The sequence below is a fragment of the Borrelia coriaceae genome (genome assembly GCF_023035295.1).
Taxonomy (GTDB): domain Bacteria; phylum Spirochaetota; class Spirochaetia; order Borreliales; family Borreliaceae; genus Borrelia; species Borrelia coriaceae.
The window spans coordinates 36,386-57,597 of record NZ_CP075076.1 but is presented as its reverse complement, the minus strand read 5'-3'; the positions used below and the strand labels follow the sequence as shown (position 1 = coordinate 57,597).

Sequence of the window (21,212 nt, the reverse complement as noted above, 5' to 3'; positions counted from 1 at the left end):
TATTTTATATAAAAAATTTTATCTGAGTTTAATATATTTCATTGATGTTTATTTATTGCATTTTTGAGGTGATAATAGTGGATCCTACGATTGTAGATGTTTCTGTTTTTAAAATATTTGATGAAATGTTATAGGCATTAAAATTATATTTTTTGATTAAGTTTATTTCTTTCGTTATAAATCCTCTTTCTGGACCGATAATAACAACAGTATTTTTTGTTTTTATGTTTAAGTCAATTAGTTTGTGCTTGCTTTCTCTTTCAAGTAGTATTTTTGTGGTATCCGATTTTTCATATTCTATATTTTTTAAAACTTTTATTAGATTATTGCAAATGTTAAATTTTGGTATGTAGGTAATACCACCTTGCATGGCGCCTTTTATTAGATATTTTTCATATTCCTTTTCTTTAAAAAGCTTGGAGCATGAGTAGGATTTTTCGCTAAGTAAAGCATTAAAAAAGATGATTTCAGATATTCCTATACTTCCAAGGTGCATTATTATTCTTTTTGCTGCAATTGGTCGCACTAAACCAATTATTACTTTTAGCTTTTTTAGCTTATTTGACTTTGCTATTTTATGATTTTCTTTAAAAAAAAGTTTTATGTCTTTTTGATATACGCATTCATAAATGTTTTCCTCCCCAATAATACCAAATTTAAATGTTTCATTATTTTTAAGTTTTAATATCTCATTAATGTGTTTTACTCTTGAATCATTGAGCATGAGCCCTTCTTTAAGCTCATTTTTGTTTATTAGTATCAAGTTCATTTCTATATTTAATTCCTTATTAATTATATTGTATTTGTGTTATAATGAAAAATCGATTGATTTAGGAGAAAATATGGCAATTAGTTTAACTAAAGAGGAATTTATTGATAAGGTTTTTGATTATAAAAATAATAAAGAGTGGAATTTTAAAGGCAAAAAACCTGCAATAATTGATTTTTATGCTGATTGGTGTGGCCCATGTAAAATGCTTGCTCCGATTTATGATGAACTTTCAAGAGAATATGGTGATAAGATTGATTTTTATAAGGTCGATACTGATAAGGAACAAGACGTTTCTATAGCTCTTGGTGTACAAAGTCTTCCTACTATTATTTTTGTTCCTGTTGGAGAAAAGCCAAAGGTTTCTGTTGGTTTTATTCAAAAAGATTCTTTTGAAGATACAATTAAAGAGTTGTTTAAAGTTTGACATGTGTAGAGGATATTGATAAAAAATTGAAATCTTGTCTTTTTATATAATATTTTTTTAAGTTATAATTGTTCTAGGATATAGTGAATTGGTAAAAGAAGAGTTAAACTTATGGGCAGAAGGTATTGAGTTTAAGCATTGGGATGTTTATTATAGTTTTATTTTATCTGTTCTAGGTTTTCTTTGTGTTGAAGAATATGAACTTTCCGTTATCCTGTGTAACAATGAGTACATTCAAAAGTTAAATAGTGAATTTAGACAAAAATCCGAGCCCACTGATGTTTTATCTTTTAATTATCTTGAAGAAAGTGGACAAATAAATCGTAAAATACAAGGGGATCTTATAATATCTCTTGAATACTTAAAGTTTAGTTCAGTAGAATTTAATGTTGAAATGTATGATGAGCTTCAAAGGAATACTATACATGGTATTTTGCATTTAATAGGATATACTCATGAAACTAATGACTTTCAAAATGAAGAGATGTTAATTATTCAGGAAAAAGTTTTAAGAGAAACCAGAAGGGTATTTTGATGTTCAAATTTTTGAATTTTAAAAATAGAAAAATTAAAGATGTTGAATGTAAGAATATTGAGGAACAGTCGAAATTGGAAACATCTTTAATTAGGAATTTTAATTCTCTTAAAGAAACAATTGTTAAAGAGATTATGATCCCAAGAATAAGTGTGATTTTTGTTGATTATGCTGGGAGCAAAGATGAACTTTTAAAAGTTGTAACATCTAGTAATCATTCAAGATTTCCTGTTTATAAGGAAACAATAGATGATATTATTGGGATAATTCATACGAAAGATATACTTTTGCATATGTGGAAGAGAGATTTTTATGAAATAGATCTAAAAGATATTATGCGAAAGGTTATGTTTGTCCCTGAGAGTAAGAAGATTGATTCGCTTTTAAAAGAATTTCAGGAAAATCATGTTCATATTGCTATTGTAGTTGATGAATACGGGGGAGTTGCAGGTCTTGTTACACTTGAAGATATTCTTGAGGAGATTGTGGGTGATATTCAAGATGAGTTTGATAATGAACTTGATGAAATCGTGCCTCTTGATGATGGAAGCTATCTTTGTACTGCTAGAGTTTTAATTGAAGATTTAAATGAAAAACTTGGATTGAGTCTTCCAGATGGGGATTTTGATACTCTTGGGGGATTTGTGTATGATTTATTTGGAAGAATTCCTTTAAAAAATGAGAAAATAGAATATAACAATCTAACATTTACCATTAAAAATATGCATCAAAGGAACATTAAAGTAATAAAAATTTCCCATAAGGAAGGTTTATGAATTTGAATAGATTCTTTATAATGCTTTTATTTTTAAATTTGAATTTTGGAAATTTCATAGGTGCTACTACAACTGCAATCGAGTATTATCAAAAAGCACAATCGTATTATCTTATGCAAAAGTATTATGATGCTATTGACGAGCTTCTTGAGGCTGTAAAGATTAATCCTAATTATTATGAAGCATATAAGTTTATTGCAGAAATTTATTATCTATTAAAGATATATAATCAGGCTCAGTTTTTTATAGAAAAAGCCTATAAAATGTCAAATGGTGATACTGAATATAAAATTCTTTATGCAAATATATTACTTAAGAATAATGGGACAGAGCGGGCTAAGAAATTTTATTCAGAAGTTTTAGCTAAGCATAAAAACAATATTGATGCTTTAGTTGGGCTTGCTTCAATCTTTGAAGAAGAAGGTTTGTTTATTGCAGCTGCTAATTATTATCTGTCTATTCTTGAATATAATCAAACAAATTATCATGCATTTGAGCATCTTATGAATATTTATGAGAAATTGAGTTTGAATGATAAGGCGCAGCACTTAATAAACAAGGTAAGAGGCAATTTTACTTCTGTTCCAGATTTTCATAAAAGGGTAGCAGAATTTTCTATTAAGACTAATAGTTTAGGAGTTGCTGAGAAATATGCTCAAAATTATTTAATGTTGGTAAAAACTACTTATAGAGATTTTGGACTTGTTGATGCTTACCGTTTACTTTCCCTTGTTTATTTATATCAATCTAAGTATCAGGATGCTGTTGATGTTCTTAAGAAAGCAATACATATTGATCAAAACTCTGATGAACTTTATTATTTGCTTGGTTATTCTTATTTAAAACTTGAGAAAGTTGATAAAGCCGTTTTAAATTTGGAGAGGGCTAAAAGTATGAAAAAGGACTTGGAATTTTATAATATAGCTCTTGAAGAAAGTTTTTTTGTATCTGATTTTAGGAGTTCATTTAAGGAAAATAATAGTACCAATATAGCAATTTCTAAGAGATATGAAAGTGAAGCATTTAAGGCTTTTAAAAATTTAAACTTAGATAAAGCAGTATTTAATGCAAAGAGTGCTGTTGATATTTATCCTGATAATGATAGTGCTAGGTTTTTACTTGCTAAAATTTATAAGTTTATGAAGTTAGATGTAATTGCTTATGAAGAACTGTATTATTTAATAGAGCATAGGAAAGTTACTGATACTAAAATTTTAGATTTTTATGATGTTGTTGCATTTGATATTAGGAGTTCATTATTTTTTAAATATGGTTATAAAACCATTGGTGATTTAAATAGGCTTTATGATAATCAAACGGTATATAGAGTAGGTATTTTTACTCAAAATGAGAACAGGGTTTTTGGTGCAAATGATTTAATTTTAAAATATGCTGAGAGGATACTTGATCGTAATTTAAATATAGAAGTAGTTAATTATGGATTTGATTATAATAAGAATAAGGATTATTTGGTAAGTAGTTTTTCTGAAGAGTTTTCTTATGCAAGAAGTAATAATCTTGATCTATTTTTAATGTTCGATCTTGATGTAGATGTCTTTAAAAATACGGCTAGTTTAAAAGTAGATATTTTTTCAGGTAAGGCTGGTGTTAAAGTTAAGACTTTTAATTATAATTCGGGAGGAGTTCTTTACTTAAGTGATATTTTAAGTTCCTTCGCTAAAGATTTTAATGATTATTTGCCTAAAAAGGGGGAGATACTTCAGATTAAGAGAGATGATGTTCTTATTAATCTTGGGAATGTTAATGATGTAAAAAAAGGTGATGTATTTTTGGTGCTTAAAGAGGGGGCTTTAAAATATGCTAGTGATAATTCTAGTTTTGTAAATTATAGTAAGTCAGATATTCTTGGTGAAGTCTTGATTGAAGAAATCGGAGATTACATTTCTAGAGGAATTTTAAAATCACCTACTCTTTTAAGAGATTATATCCAAGAGGGATATACGGTTTTTATAAAAAAATAGTTTGACACTTGTGATTAATTACTTTATTATTTAATAAATTTTAGTAGATAATAAAAATGATGGAGGAGTTGTATGAAGCTAGCTATTAATGGCTTTGGGCGTATAGGTAGGAATGTTTTTAAAATTGCTTTTGAGAGAGGAATTGAAGTTGTTGCGATAAATGACTTAACAGATCCTAAGACACTTGCCCATCTTTTAAAATATGATTCAACTTTTGGAATATATAATAAAAAGGTCGAGGCGAGAGATGGTGCAATTATAGTAGATGGGAAAGAAATAAAGATTATTGCTGAACGAGATCCAAAAAATCTTCCTTGGGGAAAATTTGGAGTTGATGTTGTAATTGAATCAACAGGCGTGTTTTCATCAGCAACAAGTGATAGAGGTGGTTATCTTGATCATGTTGAGCATGCTGGTGCTAAAAAGGTAATTTTGACAGTGCCTGCTAAAGATGAGATTAAAACAATCGTACTTGGTGTAAATGATCATGAAATTACTTCTGATTTGAAAGCTGTTTCTAATGCTTCATGCACAACAAACTGTCTTGCTCCTCTTGCAAAGGTTTTGCACGAAACTTTTGGGATTGAACAAGGACTTATGACTACTGTTCATGCTTATACAAATGATCAAAAAATTCTTGATTTGCCACATGCTGATCTTAGACGAGCACGAGCAGGAGCTCTTTCAATTATCCCTACGTCAACAGGTGCTGCTAAAGCTGTTGGACTTGTTTTACCTGAACTTAAAGGCAAACTTAATGGCACTTCTATGAGAGTTCCTGTACCAACAGGTTCTATTGTTGATCTTACAGTACAACTTAAGAAAATGGATGTTACAAAAGAGGAGATCAATTCTGCACTTAAGAAGGCATCAGAGTCTAGGGAACTTGCTGGTATTTTAGGTTATACAGAAGATCCAATAGTATCTTCAGATATTAAGGGAAATTCTCATTCTTCAATAGTTGATGGTCTTGAGACAATGGTATTATTAAATGGTTTTGTAAAAGTACTCTCATGGTATGACAATGAGTTTGGATATTCTACAAGAGTAGTTGATCTTGCACAAAAGTTAGTGAAATAATAGAAAAATGATTTTGAGGTAGTTGTAAATGTCAATAAAAACAATAAAAGATTTTGACTTTTCAGGCAAATGTGCTTTAGTAAGATGTGATTTTAATGTTCCCTTAAAAGAAGGGAACATTACCGATGATACTAGAATTAGGGCTGCATTACCTACAATAGAGTATATTAAGTCTCAAGGAGCCAAGGTTGTCCTTATGAGTCATTTAGGTAGGCCAAAGGGAGAAAAAAATCTTAAATATTCTCTTATGCCCGTTGCTAAGCGATTATCAGAATTATTAGGACAGAATGTTAAGATGTTACCTGATTGCATAGGTGATGAAGTTGCAAGTGCTATTTCTTGTATGAAGAGTCAAGATATTGTTTTACTTGAAAATGTAAGATTTTATAAGGAAGAAGAAGACAATTGTGATGCTTTTGCAAAACAGTTATCTCAGAATGGTGATGTTTTTGTAAATGACGCTTTTGGGACTGCGCATAGGGCCCATGCTTCTACAGCAGGGATTGCAGCTTATTTACCAGCTGTTGGTGGATTTTTGATGGAGAAGGAAAATGAATTTTTAGGCAAAATTTTAAAAAATCCCGAGAGTCCATTTGTTGCAATAATAGGCGGTTCAAAAGTTTCTTCAAAAATTGCAGTATTGGAATCTCTTCTGCCAAAATCAAATGTAATGGTAATTGGCGGTGGAATGGCATATACCTTTTTAAAGGTATCAGGTTATTCTATTGGCAAATCTCTTTTAGAGGATGAATATATTGATGTGGCTGCATCTTTTTTAAAGCAAGCAAAGGAATTGGATGTAAAAGTGATTTTACCTCTTGATCATGTTGTTGCAAGTGAATTTAGAGAAGATGCTATTCCTGAATATATTGATTCGGTTGATATTCCTGATGGTAAGATTGGCATGGATATTGGTGAGAAAACTTTGGCAAAAATTGAAGAAGCTCTTATTAGTGCAAAGACTGTGATTTGGAATGGGCCTCTTGGAGTTTTTGAATTTAGTGCTTTTTCTAAGGGAACAGCACGGGTTGCAGAATGTGTTGCAAATTGTTCTGGAATTACGGTTGTTGGTGGAGGAGACTCAGTGGCTGCTGTGAATAAGTTTAATTTATCTGAAAAGATCACTCATGTTTCAACAGGTGGTGGTGCTTCTCTTGAGTATCTTGAGGGGAAGATTTTACCAGGTATAAAAGTTTTGGAGAAGTAAAATGAGGAAAATATTTTTAGCTGGAAACTGGAAAATGCACTATACAGGTGTAGAGGCTGCAGGTATTGCTAAGCAAATTGTAGACGGAGTTAAGTATATTAAGGATGATGTTGTGGTTATGCTCACTCCTGCATTTACATCGCTTTATAAAGTTTGTGAAGTTACAAGGGGAAGTAATGTTCTTCTTGGTGCTCAGAATATGTCTTATGAGGAGAGTGGGGCGAGAACAAGTGAGATTGCACCTTCTATGCTTTTAGAATTTGGAGTTGATTATGTAATACTTGGTCATTCTGAGTGTAGGACTTATCTTGGGGATACTGATGAGGTTGTAAATAAAAAAATTCTTTCAGGACTTAAACATCCATTTAAATATTTGATTCTTTGTATTGGAGAGACTCTTGATGAGAGAGAAAATAATAGAACTTTGGATGTTGTTTTAAACCAGATTAGGAGAGGATTAAGTTCCGTTTCTGAATCTGATCTTAAGAGAATAATTTTAGCTTATGAGCCTGTGTGGGCAATTGGAACTGGTAGGACGGCAACAAAAGAAGAGGCGCAGGAAGTTCACAAGGCAATTAGGCTTGAGATTGAATCATTGTATTCAAAATCAGCAGCAGATAATATTGTTATTCAGTATGGTGGTTCTGTTAATATTGATAATGTGGAAGATCTTTTAGGGGAAAATGACATTGATGGAGCATTGATTGGTGGTGCATCTTTAAAGGCAGATTCATTTTTAAAAATAGTTAGTAAGGTTGCCAAGTAAAGGGGTGCATTTTGGAGTTACTTAGATTTTTAATATTTATGTTTTTTATTATTACTTCATTTATGATTATTTTGTTAGTCTTGTTACAAGATGAACAAGGTGATGGTGTGGGGGTATTTGGAGGTGGCAGTTCTTCTATTTTTGGAGCAAAATCTTCAAGTATTGTTATAAGAATTACAGCATTTTTTATTACGATTTTCTTTATTTTTGTGATTGCATTGTCTTTTATTAATACCAAAAGAGTTGATAATAGTTTGTTAAAGGATGTTAAGACAAATGAAACAAATTCAACATTTTGGAATGATGATACAAATCAAACTAAAGATACTGTTAATGAAAAGACTTCAGATAAAGAAAAATAGTTCGAAAAATGGCTTGTCTAATATGTTATTAAATATTAGACAAGTTGGTTTATTGAAAGTTGATTAAAGTCTTATTGTGTTCCTTTAGATATTCTAAAGTTTGGCTAAAATGGTTTGAGCCTAAAAAGCCGTTATGTGCAGAATAAGGTGATGGGTGGCTTGTTTCAAGAATTAGGTGTTTTGAGTCATCTATTAATTCTTTTTTTCCTCGTGCAAAATTACCCCACAACATAAATACAACATTATTTAGGTTTTTTGAAATAATTTTTATTATTTCGTCCGTAAAAATTTCCCAACCAATGTTTTTGTGCGATGATGGTAGGCCTTCTTCTACTGTTAATATTGAATTTAATAAAAATACGCCTTGTACTGCCCATCGTGTTAGATCACCATTTGGAATAGTTTTGATTTTTAAACTTCTCTCTATTTCTTTGAAAATATTTTGTAGTGATGGGGGTATTTTGATATCTGAATTAACAGAAAAGGCTAAGCCATTAGCTTGTCTTTTGCCATGATATGGATCTTGTCCAATTATTACTATTTTTATGTCTTTAAATGGCAGAGAATCAAATGCATTGAATATTAACTTTGGAGGTGGAAAAATTTTACCTTTTTTAGTTTTATATTCATTTTTTATAAAATTTACAAGTCTTTTGAAATATCCTTTGGAAAATTCGCCTTTTAACATTCCTTTCCAAGATTCTTCTATCTTTACTTCCACTTTTATATTATATAAAAATAAATTGTTTTTTTATATTTTAATTGGATTTTATCGTTTTTTTATCATAAAATAATGTCTTATGAGCAATGATCTATCTAAGAGAATAGAGATTTTGTCTGAATTTATTACACAAAGAAGGCAAGAGAGAATAGATGAAGTGTTGAATAATCGCACGAATTATTTAACACTTGTACTTGAAGATATTTTTCAACCTCAGAATGCAAGTGCTACAATGCGTACAATTGAAATTTTGGGTCTTAGTGATATTCATATTATTGAGACCAATAATAAATATACTTTAAATCCAGGTGTTGTTCTTGGAGCTTCAAAATGGATAAATATAATGAAATATCAATGTGTTAAGGTTGCATTTGACAATCTTAAAGGTAATGGATATAAAATAGTAGCTACGTCCTTAGATAATAATTCTATATCTCTTGAGGATTTTCCGATTGATGCTAAAATGGCAATATTTTTTGGAACAGAATTAACAGGTCTTAGTCATGCAGTATTAGATAATGCCGATTTACATTTAAAAATACCAATGTATGGCTTTACTCAAAGCTATAATCTTTCTGTGGCTGTCTCAATAGTCTTTTATTCATTGATTAGTCGTTTAAGAAAAAGTTCTGTTAAGTATTTGTTGGATGATGATGAAAAATTGATTTTAAAACTTGATTATTATAGGAAAATTGTAAAGAGATATCAAGATATTGAAAAACTTAAGCTTCTCTAACTTTTAAAATATTTAGGAAATAATAGATAAAAGTATCAATTATCATAATTGCTATGGTAAAGATCCATGAGCTTTCTACCATGTTTATGTTATTACCAGGATATAACTGTGCTATCGTATGCATTGAGATATTAGCTAACATATAAGCTATACATGAGGAACACAGCCTTGATAAATTATGATTTATCAGTTTATTGCTTATATTTTTTTTGCCTAGTGTGGAATATACTTTTATGTTAATACAATTACATAGATATATAATATATGTTCCAGTGAAAATTATTGAAGTATAAAAAGCATTGTCAAATAATACTTTTAAATGTATGTTAGAAATGTCAAATTCATTTTGTTGAAAATATAACGTGAAATGAATCATTATTACAAAAGTTATATGTATGATCATGTTTAATGTTGTGGATTTTATTGCTGATTTATCATTATATTTTTCTGTAATTAGATTTAATGAGCAGAGAATTGATAAAAATGTTATTCCTGATAGACTCATTTGATGTTCAAATATAAATACTTTTTTTAATATAATAAGATTTGAAAAAATTGTCATCATGATATTAAAACAAAAGAGACCTGATTTTCCGAATATATAGTATAGCAATGTTAATTGTAGGTATACAAATATTATTAAAGTTATCCATAAAATTATGTCCATCATGTTGCTAATTATAACATAAATTGATAGGCAATAGTTAAATGGACGTTGCTATTATATTGAATTTTTTTTGTTTTGATATACACGTTTTGCAATGTAAATAAATGGGGTTCCTAGAATACCAGCAAATCCTTTAATAAAATATGTAGAAATTACTATATCCAAATAAGCTTCTTTGGGAAATATGTCGAAATATGTTGCAATGCTTACAAAGATTATTGTATCTATTAGTTCGCTTACTAATGTTGAGCCGTTGCTTCTTATAAATAAAAATTTTGGGAATTTATCTTTAATAAATTGATATAAGTATATGTCATTTAGTTGAGATATTATGTATGCGATAATTGATGCAACTAATAAAATTGGAATTGAAGAAAAAATGCTTTCTAAGCTTTTTAAATATATATCAGAACTATTTGTTGAAAAGTAAAGTTGAATATTTGTAATGAATGCAAAAGATATGAAGCTTATAAATCCAATATAGACTGCTTTCTTTGAAGTTTGTCGACCATAAAATTCTGATAAAATATCTGTTGCAACATAGGATGATGCATAAATAATATTGCCAAGTGTGGCGTTAAAACCAAATATTGTGATTTGTTTTAAAACTTGAATATTTGCAATAATTACAGATGATGTTACCCATGCAAATAATCCTTTTTGTCCAAAAAGCTTGTATATGATAATTAAAATGGAATAATTACAGATTAACATAATGAACCATAGAATTTCGTTATTCAAAGATATCCCTCACATTATTTATTATTTTATTTTTTGTTAATATATTAAATATATTAGAACTATTATAAGATTTTAGATTTTGTTTTGCAAATTAGATGATTTTGTCTTTGTGATTGCTTTATGCTATACTTTTGCTTGAAAGTATAATTAAAAGGGGATGTTTTGGATTTGACTAAAAACTTTAATAGCATAAATTGCAAGCAGAGTGAATCTCTTAAAACTTCTTTAATAAACGCAAGAAATAATAACTTTACAAGATCAAATTTTGTAAAGCCTGTTGCTGCTTAAATTAGCAGGGAGTTTTGTTGGATTTTGCTTTGAGGTTCAGCTTATACTCTTTTAAGACGTCAAAGCTTGCTTAAAAATGTTTCAAGTTAATTTTTAGGGACTTTTAAACTTGAGAGTAATTTGGTGGTTTGCTAGTTTTTCCAAGCCTTATTACTTAAATAAAATACTAGCTAAGCTTGTAGATATTTATGATATTATTTTTAGGACGCGGGTTCAATTCCCGCCATCTCCAATTTTGTTTTATCTTAACATATATCGTTTGAAGCATTATTTGAAAAGCGTCCTACCGGAATCGAACCGACATCATTAGCTTGGAAGGCTAAGGTAATGAACCATTATACGAAGGACGCATAAAGAACAGAGTTGATTCTATAAAAAAATGTATTTTATGTCAATTGATTTTATTGTTAATTTTGACTAGCATTTTTTTTATTTAGTAAGTAAAATTATGTTAACTTTTGTTTAAGCTGACACTAGTATAAAGACTTTTTGTGTGGAGGACTTGATGGGCGAGAGAGGGGAAGTATATTCTGATAAGTTATTTACAAATTCTGATAGAACTTATTTTTTTAATGTTAAAGAGAATAGAAAAGGCGATTATTTTTTGAATATTGTAGAGAGTAAAAAAAATCTTAATGGAGACTTTGAGAGACATTCAGTTTTTGTTTATGAGGAGAATATTGAGGAATTTGAGTCAAATTTATTAAGAGCGATTTCTGTAATTAAGAAAAAGGTTTCTGAGAATCCGGTTGCCAGAGGAGAATATCATAATAATGATTTTGACCGCCATAGAGAAAGGAGTAGGAACGATAATCTTGGTTTGGAGAAAAATTATCGTTTGTCAGATAAGTTTAGAGATGAGCATAATTAAATTTTTATTTAAATAAGTTTAAAACTTTTTCTGTGAAAACTTGAAATACCATATTTTTTAATTGCATTCTTATGTTCCTTTGTGGGATATCCTTTGTTTTTTTTAAGTTCATATAAAGGATAAACTTTATCGTATTCATCCATTAGTTTGTCTCTTTGTACTTTGGCAATGATTGATGCGGCTTTTATCTCATTGATTGTAGAATCTCCTTTAATTATTGCTTGGACTTTCTTAGCTTTGATCTTTGGAATAAATTTCCCGTCTATAAGTACCAAATCACAGTAGATATTGAGTTTTTCATATGCAGTTTGCATTGCAAGAAGTGAAGCATAATGGATATTAATCTCATCAATGATTTTATGTGATACTTCTGCAAATGCGTAATATGAGTTTTCCAGTATTAATGATGATAGGTATTCTCTTTTTGTTTTGTTAAGTTTTTTTGAATCATCTAGAGCATTTAAGAAATTGGGGCTTCCTTTAAAAATAACAGCAGCACTTAAAACAGGTCCAAAGATACAACCCCGTCCGACTTCATCAATTCCACAAATCATTACTATTTATTATAATATAAAATTATCCTTAGTAAGTTAATCTTATTGATAATTTAATTGGGAGTAGCTTTGTTTTTAGAAAAAATAGGACTTTTAGGTTTTAAATCGTTTGTTAAAATGCAGGAACTGAAATTAAATGGTAGTTTAAATTTTATTGTTGGTCCTAATGGTTGCGGAAAAAGTAATTTGTTAGATGCAATTCGTTTTTGTATAGGGGAAGATAATTTAAGTATTTTAAGAGTTAAACATATAACAGATTTGATTTCTGCAGCAAAGACAGGAGAATCCAATTTTGCTGAAGTGACACTTTTTTTTAATAATGAGGATTTATCTGTTAATGATTTTAGAGATAAATTTCGTATTAGAAGAAGGCTTTATAAAGATGGTACGAGTGAGTATTTTTTGAATAATGATACTTTAAATCTTAGAAGTTATACTAGTCTTATCAATAAGTTAAGGTTGAAGAATTCACCTTATATGTTTATTAATCAAGGTAAAATTGAAAAAATTTCTTCAAGTGGAAATATTAATTTGAAGTCTTTAATAGAAGAGGCAAGCGGAATAGATATGCTTAGGGTTGAAGAAGAACAATCATATAAGAGATTGGAAAAATCCAAAGACAATTTGAATTCTCTTTGGATTTTGAGAAACGAGTTAAATGAGAAATATGAAAAAATTAAAAATGATTTTTTACTTAAGGGTAAGTATCAGAAATTAAAGACAGATTTAGAGATATTGAAGAAAAATTTAATATTAAAAAGGCTCTTTAATATTAAATTTGAGTTGAATGAACTTAAGAATAAATTGGATATTAAAGATATAGATAAGATTTTATCTTTAAATAGCTTTTCTATTGAAAGTGTTAAGGAAAAGTTAGAATTTTATTCTTTTAGAGAAAAAAATGTTATTAAGAATATTGATGTGATTAAAAAAGAAATTGAAACTTTAAAATCTAAATTGCTTGAAATAGAGATCAGGATTCAAAAATTAGAGCATGAGAGAAAAGGGAAATTAAACTTGGCAAACATTCTTATAGGCAATAAAGCACAAATTGAATTAGTAAAGGTAGGTATAAATGAAGAGTTAATGAATTTAAATAATTCTCTTAAAGCTAAGAAACAAGATTTTTTTAGTGTTACTGATGAGATAAATAGGTATACTAGGAGTTTATTTGAAGTGATTGATTTAGTCTTATCAATTTCTAAGGAGAGTAACTTAGACGAATTTGAATTGCTAAAGAAAAATATTTTGAATTCTTTGAAGTTTTTTGAGGATACCTTAAGCATAAAGTATATTAAAGAGATTAGAGAAAATTTACTTAAATATATAGTCAAGGAAGATAAGCTTTTAAATGTATTAAAGGAAAAAATCGAACCTATATTTGAGCAAAATATTGATTTAAAGAAATTTTTGCGTGCAAAGAATAATTCTAAGGCTAGTCTTGCAAAGGAAATCACTACTATTGAAAGTTTGGTATCAGATAAAACTGTTAAATTAAATGAAATCTTGGGGGAGATTGAATATACAGAACTTTCTAGACTTAAGAATGAAGATGAAATTAAGTTAATAAATAGTAATTTAAGATTTTTATTTGACACTAGGGATGATCTTAAAGAAAGACTTGATAATTTGAACTTAAAGTTAGATGAACTAAGTTTGGAGAGAAGTGATATTAATATTAACTTGGATAAATTCTTAAGTGAAGCTAAGAATAGTGAATTAGTTGCTAGTAATGAGATTAATTCTTTAAATTTGCTAGATGCTTTTAGGAATTCATCTTATTATGAATATATGAAAAAACAAGCAGAATATGATGTTTTGTTTAATGCTAATTTAGATATTGAGTACGAGATAAAAAATTTTAATCTTGTTAATAAGAATTTAGGAAAATTTGAATTGACAGAAGATATGACAAAAATAGATGCTTTACAAAAAGAAATTAATATGATTGAATATAATAATTATATTTTTTTTAATGTTGAGAGAGAGTATAATGAGATAAAAGAAAAAGTTGAGAGAATAGATCTTCAAATAGATGATTTAAATTTGACTAAGGAGTCCTTAAATAAGCTAAGGAAAAAAATAAAAAGGGAGATTGATAAAAGATTTAATGATGCTTTTAGTGAGATTAATAATCATTTTATTTATTTTTTTAAGCGCATGTTTAAAGGCAATGGGAGTCTTTTTTATGATAAGACCTTAGGTGAAGTAGAAATCAAAATAGATTTTAAGGATAAGTTAGCTAAGGGGAATAAAATGCTTTCAGGAGGAGAACATTCTTTGATTAGCATAGCATTTTTGTTTGCTTTGTACTATTATTCTCCTGCTTCATTTTGTGTGCTTGATGAAATAGATGCTTCTCTTGACTTTGAAAATAGTAATAAATTGTCAATCCTTTTAAAGGAACTTGGTCAGAGAGTTCAATTATTGATCATAACTCATAATATGTATGTCGCTCAAGGGAGTAAAAATTTAATAGGTGTCACTAGTGATAATGGAGAAAGTGTAATATTTAATATATAATTTGTTAAGTATATGAAGGAATTTATTATGAGAGAGAGAAAATTTCGTTTTCAAAAATATTTTTTAATTTTGATCTTTTTATCGATTATTGTTTCCTTTCTTACTTATTTTTATTCATATAGAATGATTGATAAGAGCTATCATTCTACAACAGAACATTTAAATCAAAGGTTAAAATCACTTAATGTAGAGGATTTTTATTTTGATTTAAATTCTAACCTTAATATGGATGATTTTTTCTTTCCCAAGCCTGATCTTCCTGATAGTAAATTGGGGGATAGTGTAGTGCGTCATCAGTCAATTAGTGAAGAGCTTCTTAAGAGTCTTTGGGTGAAATCAGATAATTTGTTTAATATTGATTTAGAAAAGGAAAATGAATCATTAGTTGATAAAATTTTGGAAAATTATAAGTGAGTAAAAGATGTTTTATTTATTGTAATTTTTTATTTTTTATTATTAATGTAATATCTTTTTTTGCTTTAGAAAATCAATACAGTACTTATGAACTTAGTTTCAGTAGTGAAAAGCAGGAATTTTTGGTAAATACTAATTCAAAGTTTAATTTTTTTTTTAAGGATGAAGCTTGGATTTATATTAAGAATGTTAAAAATGATTCTTTTATCAGGCTTTTAGCAGAATCTTATCAGGATGGAGCTATGTTTACTTTTCAAACTTCAAAGAATGTTGGGATTATTATGTTAACTTTTAAATATCAAAATGTAAAGGATTCTAGGGAATTTACTAAAAATGTGATTTTGAAAATTGCTGAGGAGGATAAGTCTTCCAATTTAGGTGAAATGAAACTAAAGGATAATTTAGATTTAGATAAAGACTTTGAGCTAAGTAATAAGAGTTATAGTAATTTAAGCTTGAGAGATGTTATGAGGAGAGCTTTGAATTTGTCCTATATTAATGACTATAAGGGGGCAATTGCATTACTTAATAGATATGATTTTGGTGATAATGAATATACTCTATTAAAAGCCGAGCTTTATTATAAGAGTGGAGATTATTTAAATTCTTATTTAAATTATTTGAGTTTGAGGGATGTATACTTTAATAAGATTTTTTTAAATTTGATTGATCTTGGAATTAAGTTAAATAAAGTAGAAAATGTATTAAGAGATGTTAGGTTTTTAATAGGAAATAATATTGATTTTGGTGAGGATGTTTATCTTGATATTCTGGAATTTTTATTGGTTAATGGCGAGTATGAGTTTTTTTTGAATTTAAGTTTGTTATACTATCCAAAGTATGTAAATTCAAAATTTCCAGATAGGTATAACTATTTGTTAGGCAAATTATATGAGACTGAGAGTAAATATAAGGATTTTATAAAGTCTCTTAGTTACTATAAGATCGTTATTGATAATTATCCTTTTAGTAGTTATTATGAACTTTCTAAATTGAGGTATTTATTTTTAAAACGGTTTTTTTAGGAGAATTTGGTATGATTAGGCGTAGACTTACTAAACAACTTGAAGTGATTAAAGATTACCTTTGGGATATGAAGGAGTGTGTTCTTAAAATAATAGAAAATTCGTTAATAGCTTTGGAGTCTAGAGACAAAAATTTGGCTAAAAAGATTATTAATGAAGATGAAAAAATGATAGACGATTATCAGTATGATATTGAGGATTTGTGTGGGCGAATAATTGCTACTGAACATCCTGTTGCTACTGAACTTAGGGAGATTTTGGCAATTATTAAAATAATTAGTTCTCTTGAGCGTATTGCTGATCATTCTACTAAAATTGTGAAGGTCGTACTTCTTTTAGAATCTAATGTGGGTGATTTTTCTTCAGTTGACATTTATCAGAAGCCTTTAAGAGAAATGGCAGACACAGCAAAAGATATGCTTGCAAATATTTTTGATGCTTATTTTGATGGAGATTTTGTAAAAATACTTAAGATAGTAAAGTACGATAACATTATAGATAAATTGTTTTCAAGACAAAAAACTGTTGTGATTGATGCTATGAAAAGTAATCCAGAGAATTTGGATTATCTTTTAAATATATTATTTTTAAATAGTTTTTTAGAAAGAGTAGGAGATCATGTTGCAACGATAGGTGAGTTACTTTATTTTGTTAAAGTAGGGGAAAAAGTGAATCTGACCTAGAGAAGTATGTATGCATTTAAGTTATGCATAGACAATTATGAGTGTATTCATTCAGTTAATCTTTTGGTATACTGCTGGCATTATGTACTCTAGATTCTGATTATCTCTAATTGTTTCTGAATGACCAATGAGCAAATAAGAGTAATCTTTTAAGTGTTGATGAAATTTTTCAGTGAGTCTATTTCTAGTTTGTTCATCAAAATAAATCATTACGTTTCTACAGAAAATTAGATCGAATTTTTTCTTGAATGGAAAAAATTCATTCATTAGATTCAATTTTTTAAATTGAATCATTGCTTTAAGTATGTCTTTCACTTCAAATTTGTCATTTGTAAGTTTATTTAAATATTTGGTTTTGAGATGATTTGGAAGTGTCTTGACCCGATCTTCAGAATAAATTCCTTTTTTGGCTTCATGAAGAACAGTAATTGAAATATCTGTTGCTAGGATCTTTATTGTGCAGTTAATTTTGTTGTTATTTATGTATTCGTTTAATATCATTGCAATTGTATATGGTTCTTCTCCACTTGAGCATCCTGCTGACCATATTCTCATTTCTTCTTCTGACTCTGCCATTTGTTTAAATCTTTTGGGTAAAAATTTATTTTCAAGGAATTCAAAATGGTTGGGTTCTCTAAAAAAATAAGTGTGATTTGTTGATATTTTATCCACTAATTCTATTAAACATATTTGATTTTTTTGGGTTTCTAAGTAATTAATATATTCTGTAAAATTGGTCATATTTTTTGCTTTGATTATTGATGATAATCGACTTTCAATTAACAATTTTTTTTTCTCGTTAAGGTTAATACCAAAATTATTATAAATAATTTTGGTAAGCCTATTAAGCTCTTCTTGATTTATTTTAATGTTGAAATCGTTATTCATGTACATTATCTTTGTCTTTATATTATATTCTTTATTTTTAATCTATAAGGATCTATTAGTTCCAAAACATTTTACATATGTACTATGATACCAAAAATACTTTTTGATATAAATGTTTTAATTGAAATAATGTGTTAATTATGATATTTTAATATTTAAAATGTTATTTTATTTAAATTGTAAGGGTTGTTTTTATGCGTAAGAGAATAGATCAAGCAAAAGAAGTTGTGTCCAGAGTTGATTTTGATGATAAAAAGGTTGGAGTATGGGGGCTTTTAGCACTTGTTTTAATTGTATTTGGATTTATTATTGCACCCTTAATTCCAGGTTTATTTGATACTACTGATTCATCTAATTTAAAGTTTGGGTCTTATAAGGGACAACCAATTTATTATGAAAAAAATAATAAATTGGCTCAATATGTTAATTTTTACTCAAATTTTTATTCTAAATTAAAACAAAATAATAATCTTGATATGGAATATTTTATTTGGAATTTAGCTTTTATGAAATACGTTGAAGATATTGCCTTTCTTGATTTAGCAAAGACTAATAATTTTTATGTTTCAAAGAATATCTTAAATAAAAATTTAATGAGTTCTCCTGTATATTTGGACTCTAGTGGTAATTTTAGTCCCAAGAGATATAATAAAGTTTCCGATTATCAGAAGTTTAAAATTCATACTGAATCAGTAGAAAATTTGTTATCTTCAAATATTCAGGTTTTATTAAGCAGCAGTTTCATATTACCAGAGTCTCTTGTAAGTGCGATTAAGAGTATGAGTGAAATTAGACATAATATTGCGTATGTTGAACTTTCATATCAGGATTTTCCAAAAGATGAGGTGATCTCTTATGCTGAGCAAAATCAAAAGTTATTTCAGAGTTTAGATGTTGTTTCCATTCGTTTTAAGAATTTAAGGGATGCTAGTGATGCTTATGAGAAACTATCTAAGGGTATGCCTTTTGAAGAAGTTGCTAAATTTTATTCCGAGGACATTGCTAATTTTAAAGGTATTGCATCTTCTAAGAAATATTATTTTGATTTGGATCTTATGCTAGAAAAGAAAGAAGATCTTGGTGCAATTTTCTCTTTACAGGTAAATGAATTTACTAAGCCTATTAAATTTAAGAATGGCAATGAGTATGAAATATACAAGTCATTGAGTAATATTAATGATTTTGATAAAGATTCAGAGCATGATATTAGTTCTGTTAGAAGCTACATAGAAACTTATGAACCAAGTGTTATTGAAACTTTCCTTGAGAATAAGCTTAATAGTATTTTGGATGAAATTAATTCTGTTGAGCCGCAAAAAGTTTTAAAAACACATAATTTGGTATTGAAAGAAGATGTTGTTAATCTTGCATATGATATTAATATTTATCCTAGTACTTTAAAGGAATTGTCAGGTTTTAGCAATAGTAAAGATTTTTATGATGTTATTTTGGGTTTAAAAGAAGGGCAGTGGTCTAAGCCTTTTTTAGCAGATCACAGGGCGTATTTATTTTCTTTACGTTCACGTGTTAATAATGCTGATAATTTAATTAAGGAAGATCGTATTCTTAATAGTCTTTATCAAGCATATAATAGATTAGTGTTAGATTATGTTTTAAGGAAAAATAATTTTAAGGAAAATTTTAATGAGGCATTCTTTTCTTTACAGGATTTTAGTTTGAAAACTAGCAATTAGTATGTTTAGACATTGAAGTATTTTAGTATAGATAAAAATTATGTGATATGTGTTTTAAAAAATGGGTTATATTTTTTTTTGTGGTTTTATTTTCTTGTGTTAAAGGCAATAAGGATTTTATTATTTTTAATAAGGATAATGCAAAAGTTAGCGAAACAAATTATTTTACTGTAGATGTAAGTGGGGATATGGGGGAGAATGCTTTTGGTTCTCTTATTGACCTTAAGGGTTATAAAATTTTGTCAGTTCATCAAGAAAATTTAAATTTAGATGTTTATTTTGAACAAGTGGTTTTAGCACAAAATTTTGCAGATCTTAAAACTTATTTATTTATTGTTGGTTTTGATCCAAAAAGTCAAGGAGCAGTTGTTCTTTTCAAAACACAAGTATATATTGATTCTAAAAATTCTTACAATATGTATCTTGAAGATATTACTGGTGATTATGATTTTGATATAGTGGTTCAAGGCTTTTTAGATGAAGATTCGGTTTTGTATGTCTTTCAAAGAGCGATTTCTAATGATGTTGCATCGTATAGACCTATATTTTTTGATAAGGTGAATGGAAGTATTCTTATAAATAAGTATGATAGATCTTCAGCTTATGATGATAAGAAATCAAGGGAGAGTTATTCTATTTCTTTGGAAAGGTATGAGAAACAGGGGGAGGATATGATGGTGAGTAGAATAGAAAAATATGAGTATTCTCAATTGCAAGGTAAGTATTACCCTTCATCTGCTAGTGAGAAGGTTAGGCGGATAGATAACGATGTATATAAAACTTTAAAGAATTTGCCTAAAGAGGAAGTTTATAAATTTTTATATGGTGTTTGGTATGATAGTAATATTCATCAACATTTAGGTGGGTCAAGTCTTGGGAATGATTTATTTTTATCATTTAGTAGGAATCTTAATGAAATTAGTATTTTTAATAATAATTCTCAAGAAATTGCGCACATTGAGTATATCTCACGACCTGCTTATAATACTCTTAATATTAGTACCAAGTCTATTTTTTCAGACTTAATAGTATATAATTTTTGGATTAAAATCATTGATATTGATAATATTGAAATAAAAATTGATACTGGAACAGATGCTTATGATAAGTATGGATTTTCAGGTGTTTTTAAACGATTTAATGATTCTGTTTTGGATAAGAATAATAAAGATTCTTTTTTTATTCCAATTGGTAATTATGTATATAAGGATATTATTTATGACTTTTCTTATCCTAATCTTACTTATATTGTTGGAAATAACATTTACTATGGAATTTTTAATGTTTTTAATTTAAATAATAATTTGATACTTGAGTATGAAATTAGCATGGATGACAATAAGATAAGTAAAGCTTTTATTATTGAATATAGCGAGAGAATAGTGCAGCAGCAAAAATTTTCTACAATTCTCCTTAATCCTATTAAAATTTTGAAAGATGAAGTAAGCTTGGTGAAAGGACAAAAATTAAAACTTGAGAGAATAGAAAAATTGGGGTAAATTT

22 protein-coding genes, 1 tRNA gene and 1 other RNA gene are annotated in these 21,212 nt (G+C 28.1%); 17 read left to right on the top strand and 7 right to left on the bottom strand.

Annotated features, from left to right (window positions below):
• Positions 1 to 52: 52 nt before the first annotated feature.
• On the bottom strand, positions 53 to 769 hold the full coding sequence (locus bcCo53_RS00305) for a 16S rRNA (uracil(1498)-N(3))-methyltransferase (RefSeq protein WP_025407746.1): 717 nt from the start codon (positions 767 to 769) through the stop codon (positions 53 to 55).
• 73 nt (positions 770 to 842) lie between these two features.
• Here bcCo53_RS00305 and trxA point away from each other — a divergent pair, with 73 nt between their 5' ends.
• From trxA to secG, 8 genes are all read left to right on the top strand, one after another.
• A complete protein-coding gene (gene trxA, locus bcCo53_RS00300; protein WP_025407745.1) occupies positions 843 to 1,196 on the top strand; it encodes a thioredoxin in 354 nt (117 codons plus the stop codon).
• 88 nt (positions 1,197 to 1,284) lie between these two features.
• The gene (ybeY, locus tag bcCo53_RS00295) at positions 1,285 to 1,731 is read left to right on the top strand and encodes an rRNA maturation RNase YbeY (protein WP_025407744.1); all 447 of its coding nucleotides are present in this window, start codon (positions 1,285 to 1,287) and stop codon (positions 1,729 to 1,731) included.
• Positions 1,731 to 2,507, top strand: a complete 777-nt coding sequence (locus tag bcCo53_RS00290) for a hemolysin family protein (RefSeq protein ID WP_025407743.1) — start codon at positions 1,731 to 1,733, stop codon at positions 2,505 to 2,507. The genes ybeY and bcCo53_RS00290 overlap by 1 nt, the downstream gene beginning before the upstream one ends.
• Entirely contained in the window at positions 2,504 to 4,489 is a 1,986-nt protein-coding gene (locus bcCo53_RS00285) for a tetratricopeptide repeat protein (protein WP_025407742.1), read from the top strand. Before bcCo53_RS00290 ends, bcCo53_RS00285 begins: the two co-directional genes overlap by 4 nt.
• Before the next feature lie 72 nt (positions 4,490 to 4,561).
• Complete coding sequence (gene gap, locus bcCo53_RS00280; RefSeq protein WP_025407741.1) at positions 4,562 to 5,569, top strand: type I glyceraldehyde-3-phosphate dehydrogenase; 1,008 nt, start codon at positions 4,562 to 4,564, stop codon at positions 5,567 to 5,569.
• Between the two features lie 28 nt (positions 5,570 to 5,597).
• Positions 5,598 to 6,776 (top strand): phosphoglycerate kinase, encoded by a 1,179-nt coding sequence (locus bcCo53_RS00275; protein ID WP_025407740.1) that lies wholly within the window; start codon positions 5,598 to 5,600, stop codon positions 6,774 to 6,776.
• 1 nt (position 6,777) lies between these two features.
• Positions 6,778 to 7,542 (top strand): triose-phosphate isomerase, encoded by a 765-nt coding sequence (gene tpiA, locus bcCo53_RS00270; RefSeq protein WP_025407739.1) that lies wholly within the window; start codon positions 6,778 to 6,780, stop codon positions 7,540 to 7,542.
• A gap of 11 nt (positions 7,543 to 7,553) precedes the next feature.
• On the top strand, positions 7,554 to 7,904 hold the full coding sequence (gene secG / locus bcCo53_RS00265) for a preprotein translocase subunit SecG (RefSeq protein ID WP_025407738.1): 351 nt from the start codon (positions 7,554 to 7,556) through the stop codon (positions 7,902 to 7,904).
• Between the two features lie 49 nt (positions 7,905 to 7,953).
• Here the strand turns inward: secG and ung are convergent, their stop codons facing one another.
• Entirely contained in the window at positions 7,954 to 8,625 is a 672-nt protein-coding gene (ung, locus tag bcCo53_RS00260; protein ID WP_025407737.1) for a uracil-DNA glycosylase, read from the bottom strand.
• 79 nt (positions 8,626 to 8,704) lie between these two features.
• Between ung and bcCo53_RS00255 the strand changes: the two genes are divergently transcribed.
• Entirely contained in the window at positions 8,705 to 9,361 is a 657-nt protein-coding gene (locus bcCo53_RS00255; protein ID WP_025407736.1) for a TrmH family RNA methyltransferase, read from the top strand.
• Here bcCo53_RS00255 and bcCo53_RS00250 read toward each other — a convergent pair.
• Both bcCo53_RS00250 and bcCo53_RS00245 read right to left on the bottom strand, forming a co-directional pair.
• Positions 9,348 to 9,866: a VUT family protein gene (locus tag bcCo53_RS00250; protein ID WP_241766518.1), complete on the bottom strand. Its 519-nt coding sequence runs from the start codon at positions 9,864 to 9,866 to the stop codon at positions 9,348 to 9,350. The genes bcCo53_RS00255 and bcCo53_RS00250 overlap by 14 nt on opposite strands.
• Positions 9,867 to 10,082: 216 nt before the next feature.
• The gene (locus bcCo53_RS00245; protein ID WP_025407734.1) at positions 10,083 to 10,769 is read right to left on the bottom strand and encodes a queuosine precursor transporter; all 687 of its coding nucleotides are present in this window, start codon (positions 10,767 to 10,769) and stop codon (positions 10,083 to 10,085) included.
• A 153-nt stretch (positions 10,770 to 10,922) separates the two neighbouring features.
• Between bcCo53_RS00245 and ssrA the strand changes: the two genes are divergently transcribed.
• Positions 10,923 to 11,290: a transfer-messenger RNA gene (ssrA, locus tag bcCo53_RS00240) on the top strand.
• 44 nt (positions 11,291 to 11,334) lie between these two features.
• On the opposite strand, the gene bcCo53_RS00235 is transcribed toward ssrA, so the two are convergent.
• Positions 11,335 to 11,407, bottom strand: a tRNA-Gly gene (locus bcCo53_RS00235).
• A gap of 155 nt (positions 11,408 to 11,562) precedes the next feature.
• Between bcCo53_RS00235 and bcCo53_RS00230 the strand changes: the two genes are divergently transcribed.
• Positions 11,563 to 11,928, top strand: a complete 366-nt coding sequence (locus tag bcCo53_RS00230) for a DUF3276 family protein (protein WP_025407733.1) — start codon at positions 11,563 to 11,565, stop codon at positions 11,926 to 11,928.
• Between the two features lie 8 nt (positions 11,929 to 11,936).
• Here the strand turns inward: bcCo53_RS00230 and bcCo53_RS00225 are convergent, their stop codons facing one another.
• Positions 11,937 to 12,482 carry a ribonuclease HII gene (locus bcCo53_RS00225; protein ID WP_025407732.1) on the bottom strand — a complete coding sequence of 182 codons (546 nt, stop codon included), beginning with the start codon at positions 12,480 to 12,482 and terminating at the stop codon, positions 11,937 to 11,939.
• Positions 12,483 to 12,551: 69 nt separating this feature from the next.
• Here bcCo53_RS00225 and bcCo53_RS00220 point away from each other — a divergent pair, with 69 nt between their 5' ends.
• From bcCo53_RS00220 to phoU, 4 genes are read left to right on the top strand one after another with little or no spacing between them, the layout of a single operon-like run.
• Positions 12,552 to 15,005 carry an AAA family ATPase gene (locus bcCo53_RS00220; RefSeq protein ID WP_025407731.1) on the top strand — a complete coding sequence of 818 codons (2,454 nt, stop codon included), beginning with the start codon at positions 12,552 to 12,554 and terminating at the stop codon, positions 15,003 to 15,005.
• Positions 15,006 to 15,032: 27 nt separating this feature from the next.
• Positions 15,033 to 15,419: a hypothetical protein gene (locus tag bcCo53_RS00215; RefSeq protein WP_025407730.1), complete on the top strand. Its 387-nt coding sequence runs from the start codon at positions 15,033 to 15,035 to the stop codon at positions 15,417 to 15,419.
• Positions 15,416 to 16,444 carry a hypothetical protein gene (locus bcCo53_RS00210; RefSeq protein WP_025407729.1) on the top strand — a complete coding sequence of 343 codons (1,029 nt, stop codon included), beginning with the start codon at positions 15,416 to 15,418 and terminating at the stop codon, positions 16,442 to 16,444. Before bcCo53_RS00215 ends, bcCo53_RS00210 begins: the two co-directional genes overlap by 4 nt.
• Before the next feature lie 11 nt (positions 16,445 to 16,455).
• A complete protein-coding gene (gene phoU, locus bcCo53_RS00205) occupies positions 16,456 to 17,127 on the top strand; it encodes a phosphate signaling complex protein PhoU (RefSeq protein ID WP_025407728.1) in 672 nt (223 codons plus the stop codon).
• A gap of 51 nt (positions 17,128 to 17,178) precedes the next feature.
• Here the strand turns inward: phoU and bcCo53_RS00200 are convergent, their stop codons facing one another.
• Positions 17,179 to 18,021, bottom strand: coding sequence for a CheR family methyltransferase (locus tag bcCo53_RS00200; RefSeq protein WP_025407727.1), 843 nt, complete (start codon positions 18,019 to 18,021; stop codon positions 17,179 to 17,181).
• Between the two features lie 188 nt (positions 18,022 to 18,209).
• Between bcCo53_RS00200 and bcCo53_RS00195 the strand changes: the two genes are divergently transcribed.
• The gene (locus tag bcCo53_RS00195; RefSeq protein ID WP_028328148.1) at positions 18,210 to 19,709 is read left to right on the top strand and encodes a peptidylprolyl isomerase; all 1,500 of its coding nucleotides are present in this window, start codon (positions 18,210 to 18,212) and stop codon (positions 19,707 to 19,709) included.
• Between the two features lie 47 nt (positions 19,710 to 19,756).
• A complete protein-coding gene (locus bcCo53_RS00190; RefSeq protein WP_025407726.1) occupies positions 19,757 to 21,208 on the top strand; it encodes a pallilysin-related adhesin in 1,452 nt (483 codons plus the stop codon).
• Positions 21,209 to 21,212 lie beyond the last annotated feature (4 nt).

Bases quoted from the DNA above. Each gene is read 5' to 3' on its own strand.
- bcCo53_RS00255 (WP_025407736.1), top strand. From the start codon at position 8,705: ATGAGCAATGATCTATCTAAGAGAATAGAGATTTTGTCTGAATTTATT.
- bcCo53_RS00195 (WP_028328148.1), top strand. From the start codon at position 18,210: ATGCGTAAGAGAATAGATCAAGCAAAAGAAGTTGTGTCCAGAGTTGAT.
- bcCo53_RS00215 (WP_025407730.1), top strand. From the start codon at position 15,033: ATGAGAGAGAGAAAATTTCGTTTTCAAAAATATTTTTTAATTTTGATC.
- bcCo53_RS00200 (WP_025407727.1), bottom strand. From the start codon at position 18,021: ATGTACATGAATAACGATTTCAACATTAAAATAAATCAAGAAGAGCTT.
- bcCo53_RS00225 (WP_025407732.1), bottom strand. From the start codon at position 12,482: ATGATTTGTGGAATTGATGAAGTCGGACGGGGTTGTATCTTTGGACCT.
- bcCo53_RS00275 (WP_025407740.1), top strand. From the start codon at position 5,598: ATGTCAATAAAAACAATAAAAGATTTTGACTTTTCAGGCAAATGTGCT.
- bcCo53_RS00290 (WP_025407743.1), top strand. From the start codon at position 1,731: ATGTTCAAATTTTTGAATTTTAAAAATAGAAAAATTAAAGATGTTGAA.
- gap (WP_025407741.1), top strand. From the start codon at position 4,562: ATGAAGCTAGCTATTAATGGCTTTGGGCGTATAGGTAGGAATGTTTTT.
- tpiA (WP_025407739.1), top strand. From the start codon at position 6,778: ATGAGGAAAATATTTTTAGCTGGAAACTGGAAAATGCACTATACAGGT.
- trxA (WP_025407745.1), top strand. From the start codon at position 843: ATGGCAATTAGTTTAACTAAAGAGGAATTTATTGATAAGGTTTTTGAT.
- phoU (WP_025407728.1), top strand. From the start codon at position 16,456: ATGATTAGGCGTAGACTTACTAAACAACTTGAAGTGATTAAAGATTAC.
- bcCo53_RS00305 (WP_025407746.1), bottom strand. From the start codon at position 769: ATGAACTTGATACTAATAAACAAAAATGAGCTTAAAGAAGGGCTCATG.
- bcCo53_RS00190 (WP_025407726.1), top strand. From the start codon at position 19,757: ATGTGTTTTAAAAAATGGGTTATATTTTTTTTTGTGGTTTTATTTTCT.
- bcCo53_RS00285 (WP_025407742.1), top strand. From the start codon at position 2,504: ATGAATTTGAATAGATTCTTTATAATGCTTTTATTTTTAAATTTGAAT.
- bcCo53_RS00230 (WP_025407733.1), top strand. From the start codon at position 11,563: ATGGGCGAGAGAGGGGAAGTATATTCTGATAAGTTATTTACAAATTCT.
- bcCo53_RS00250 (WP_241766518.1), bottom strand. From the start codon at position 9,866: ATGAGTCTATCAGGAATAACATTTTTATCAATTCTCTGCTCATTAAAT.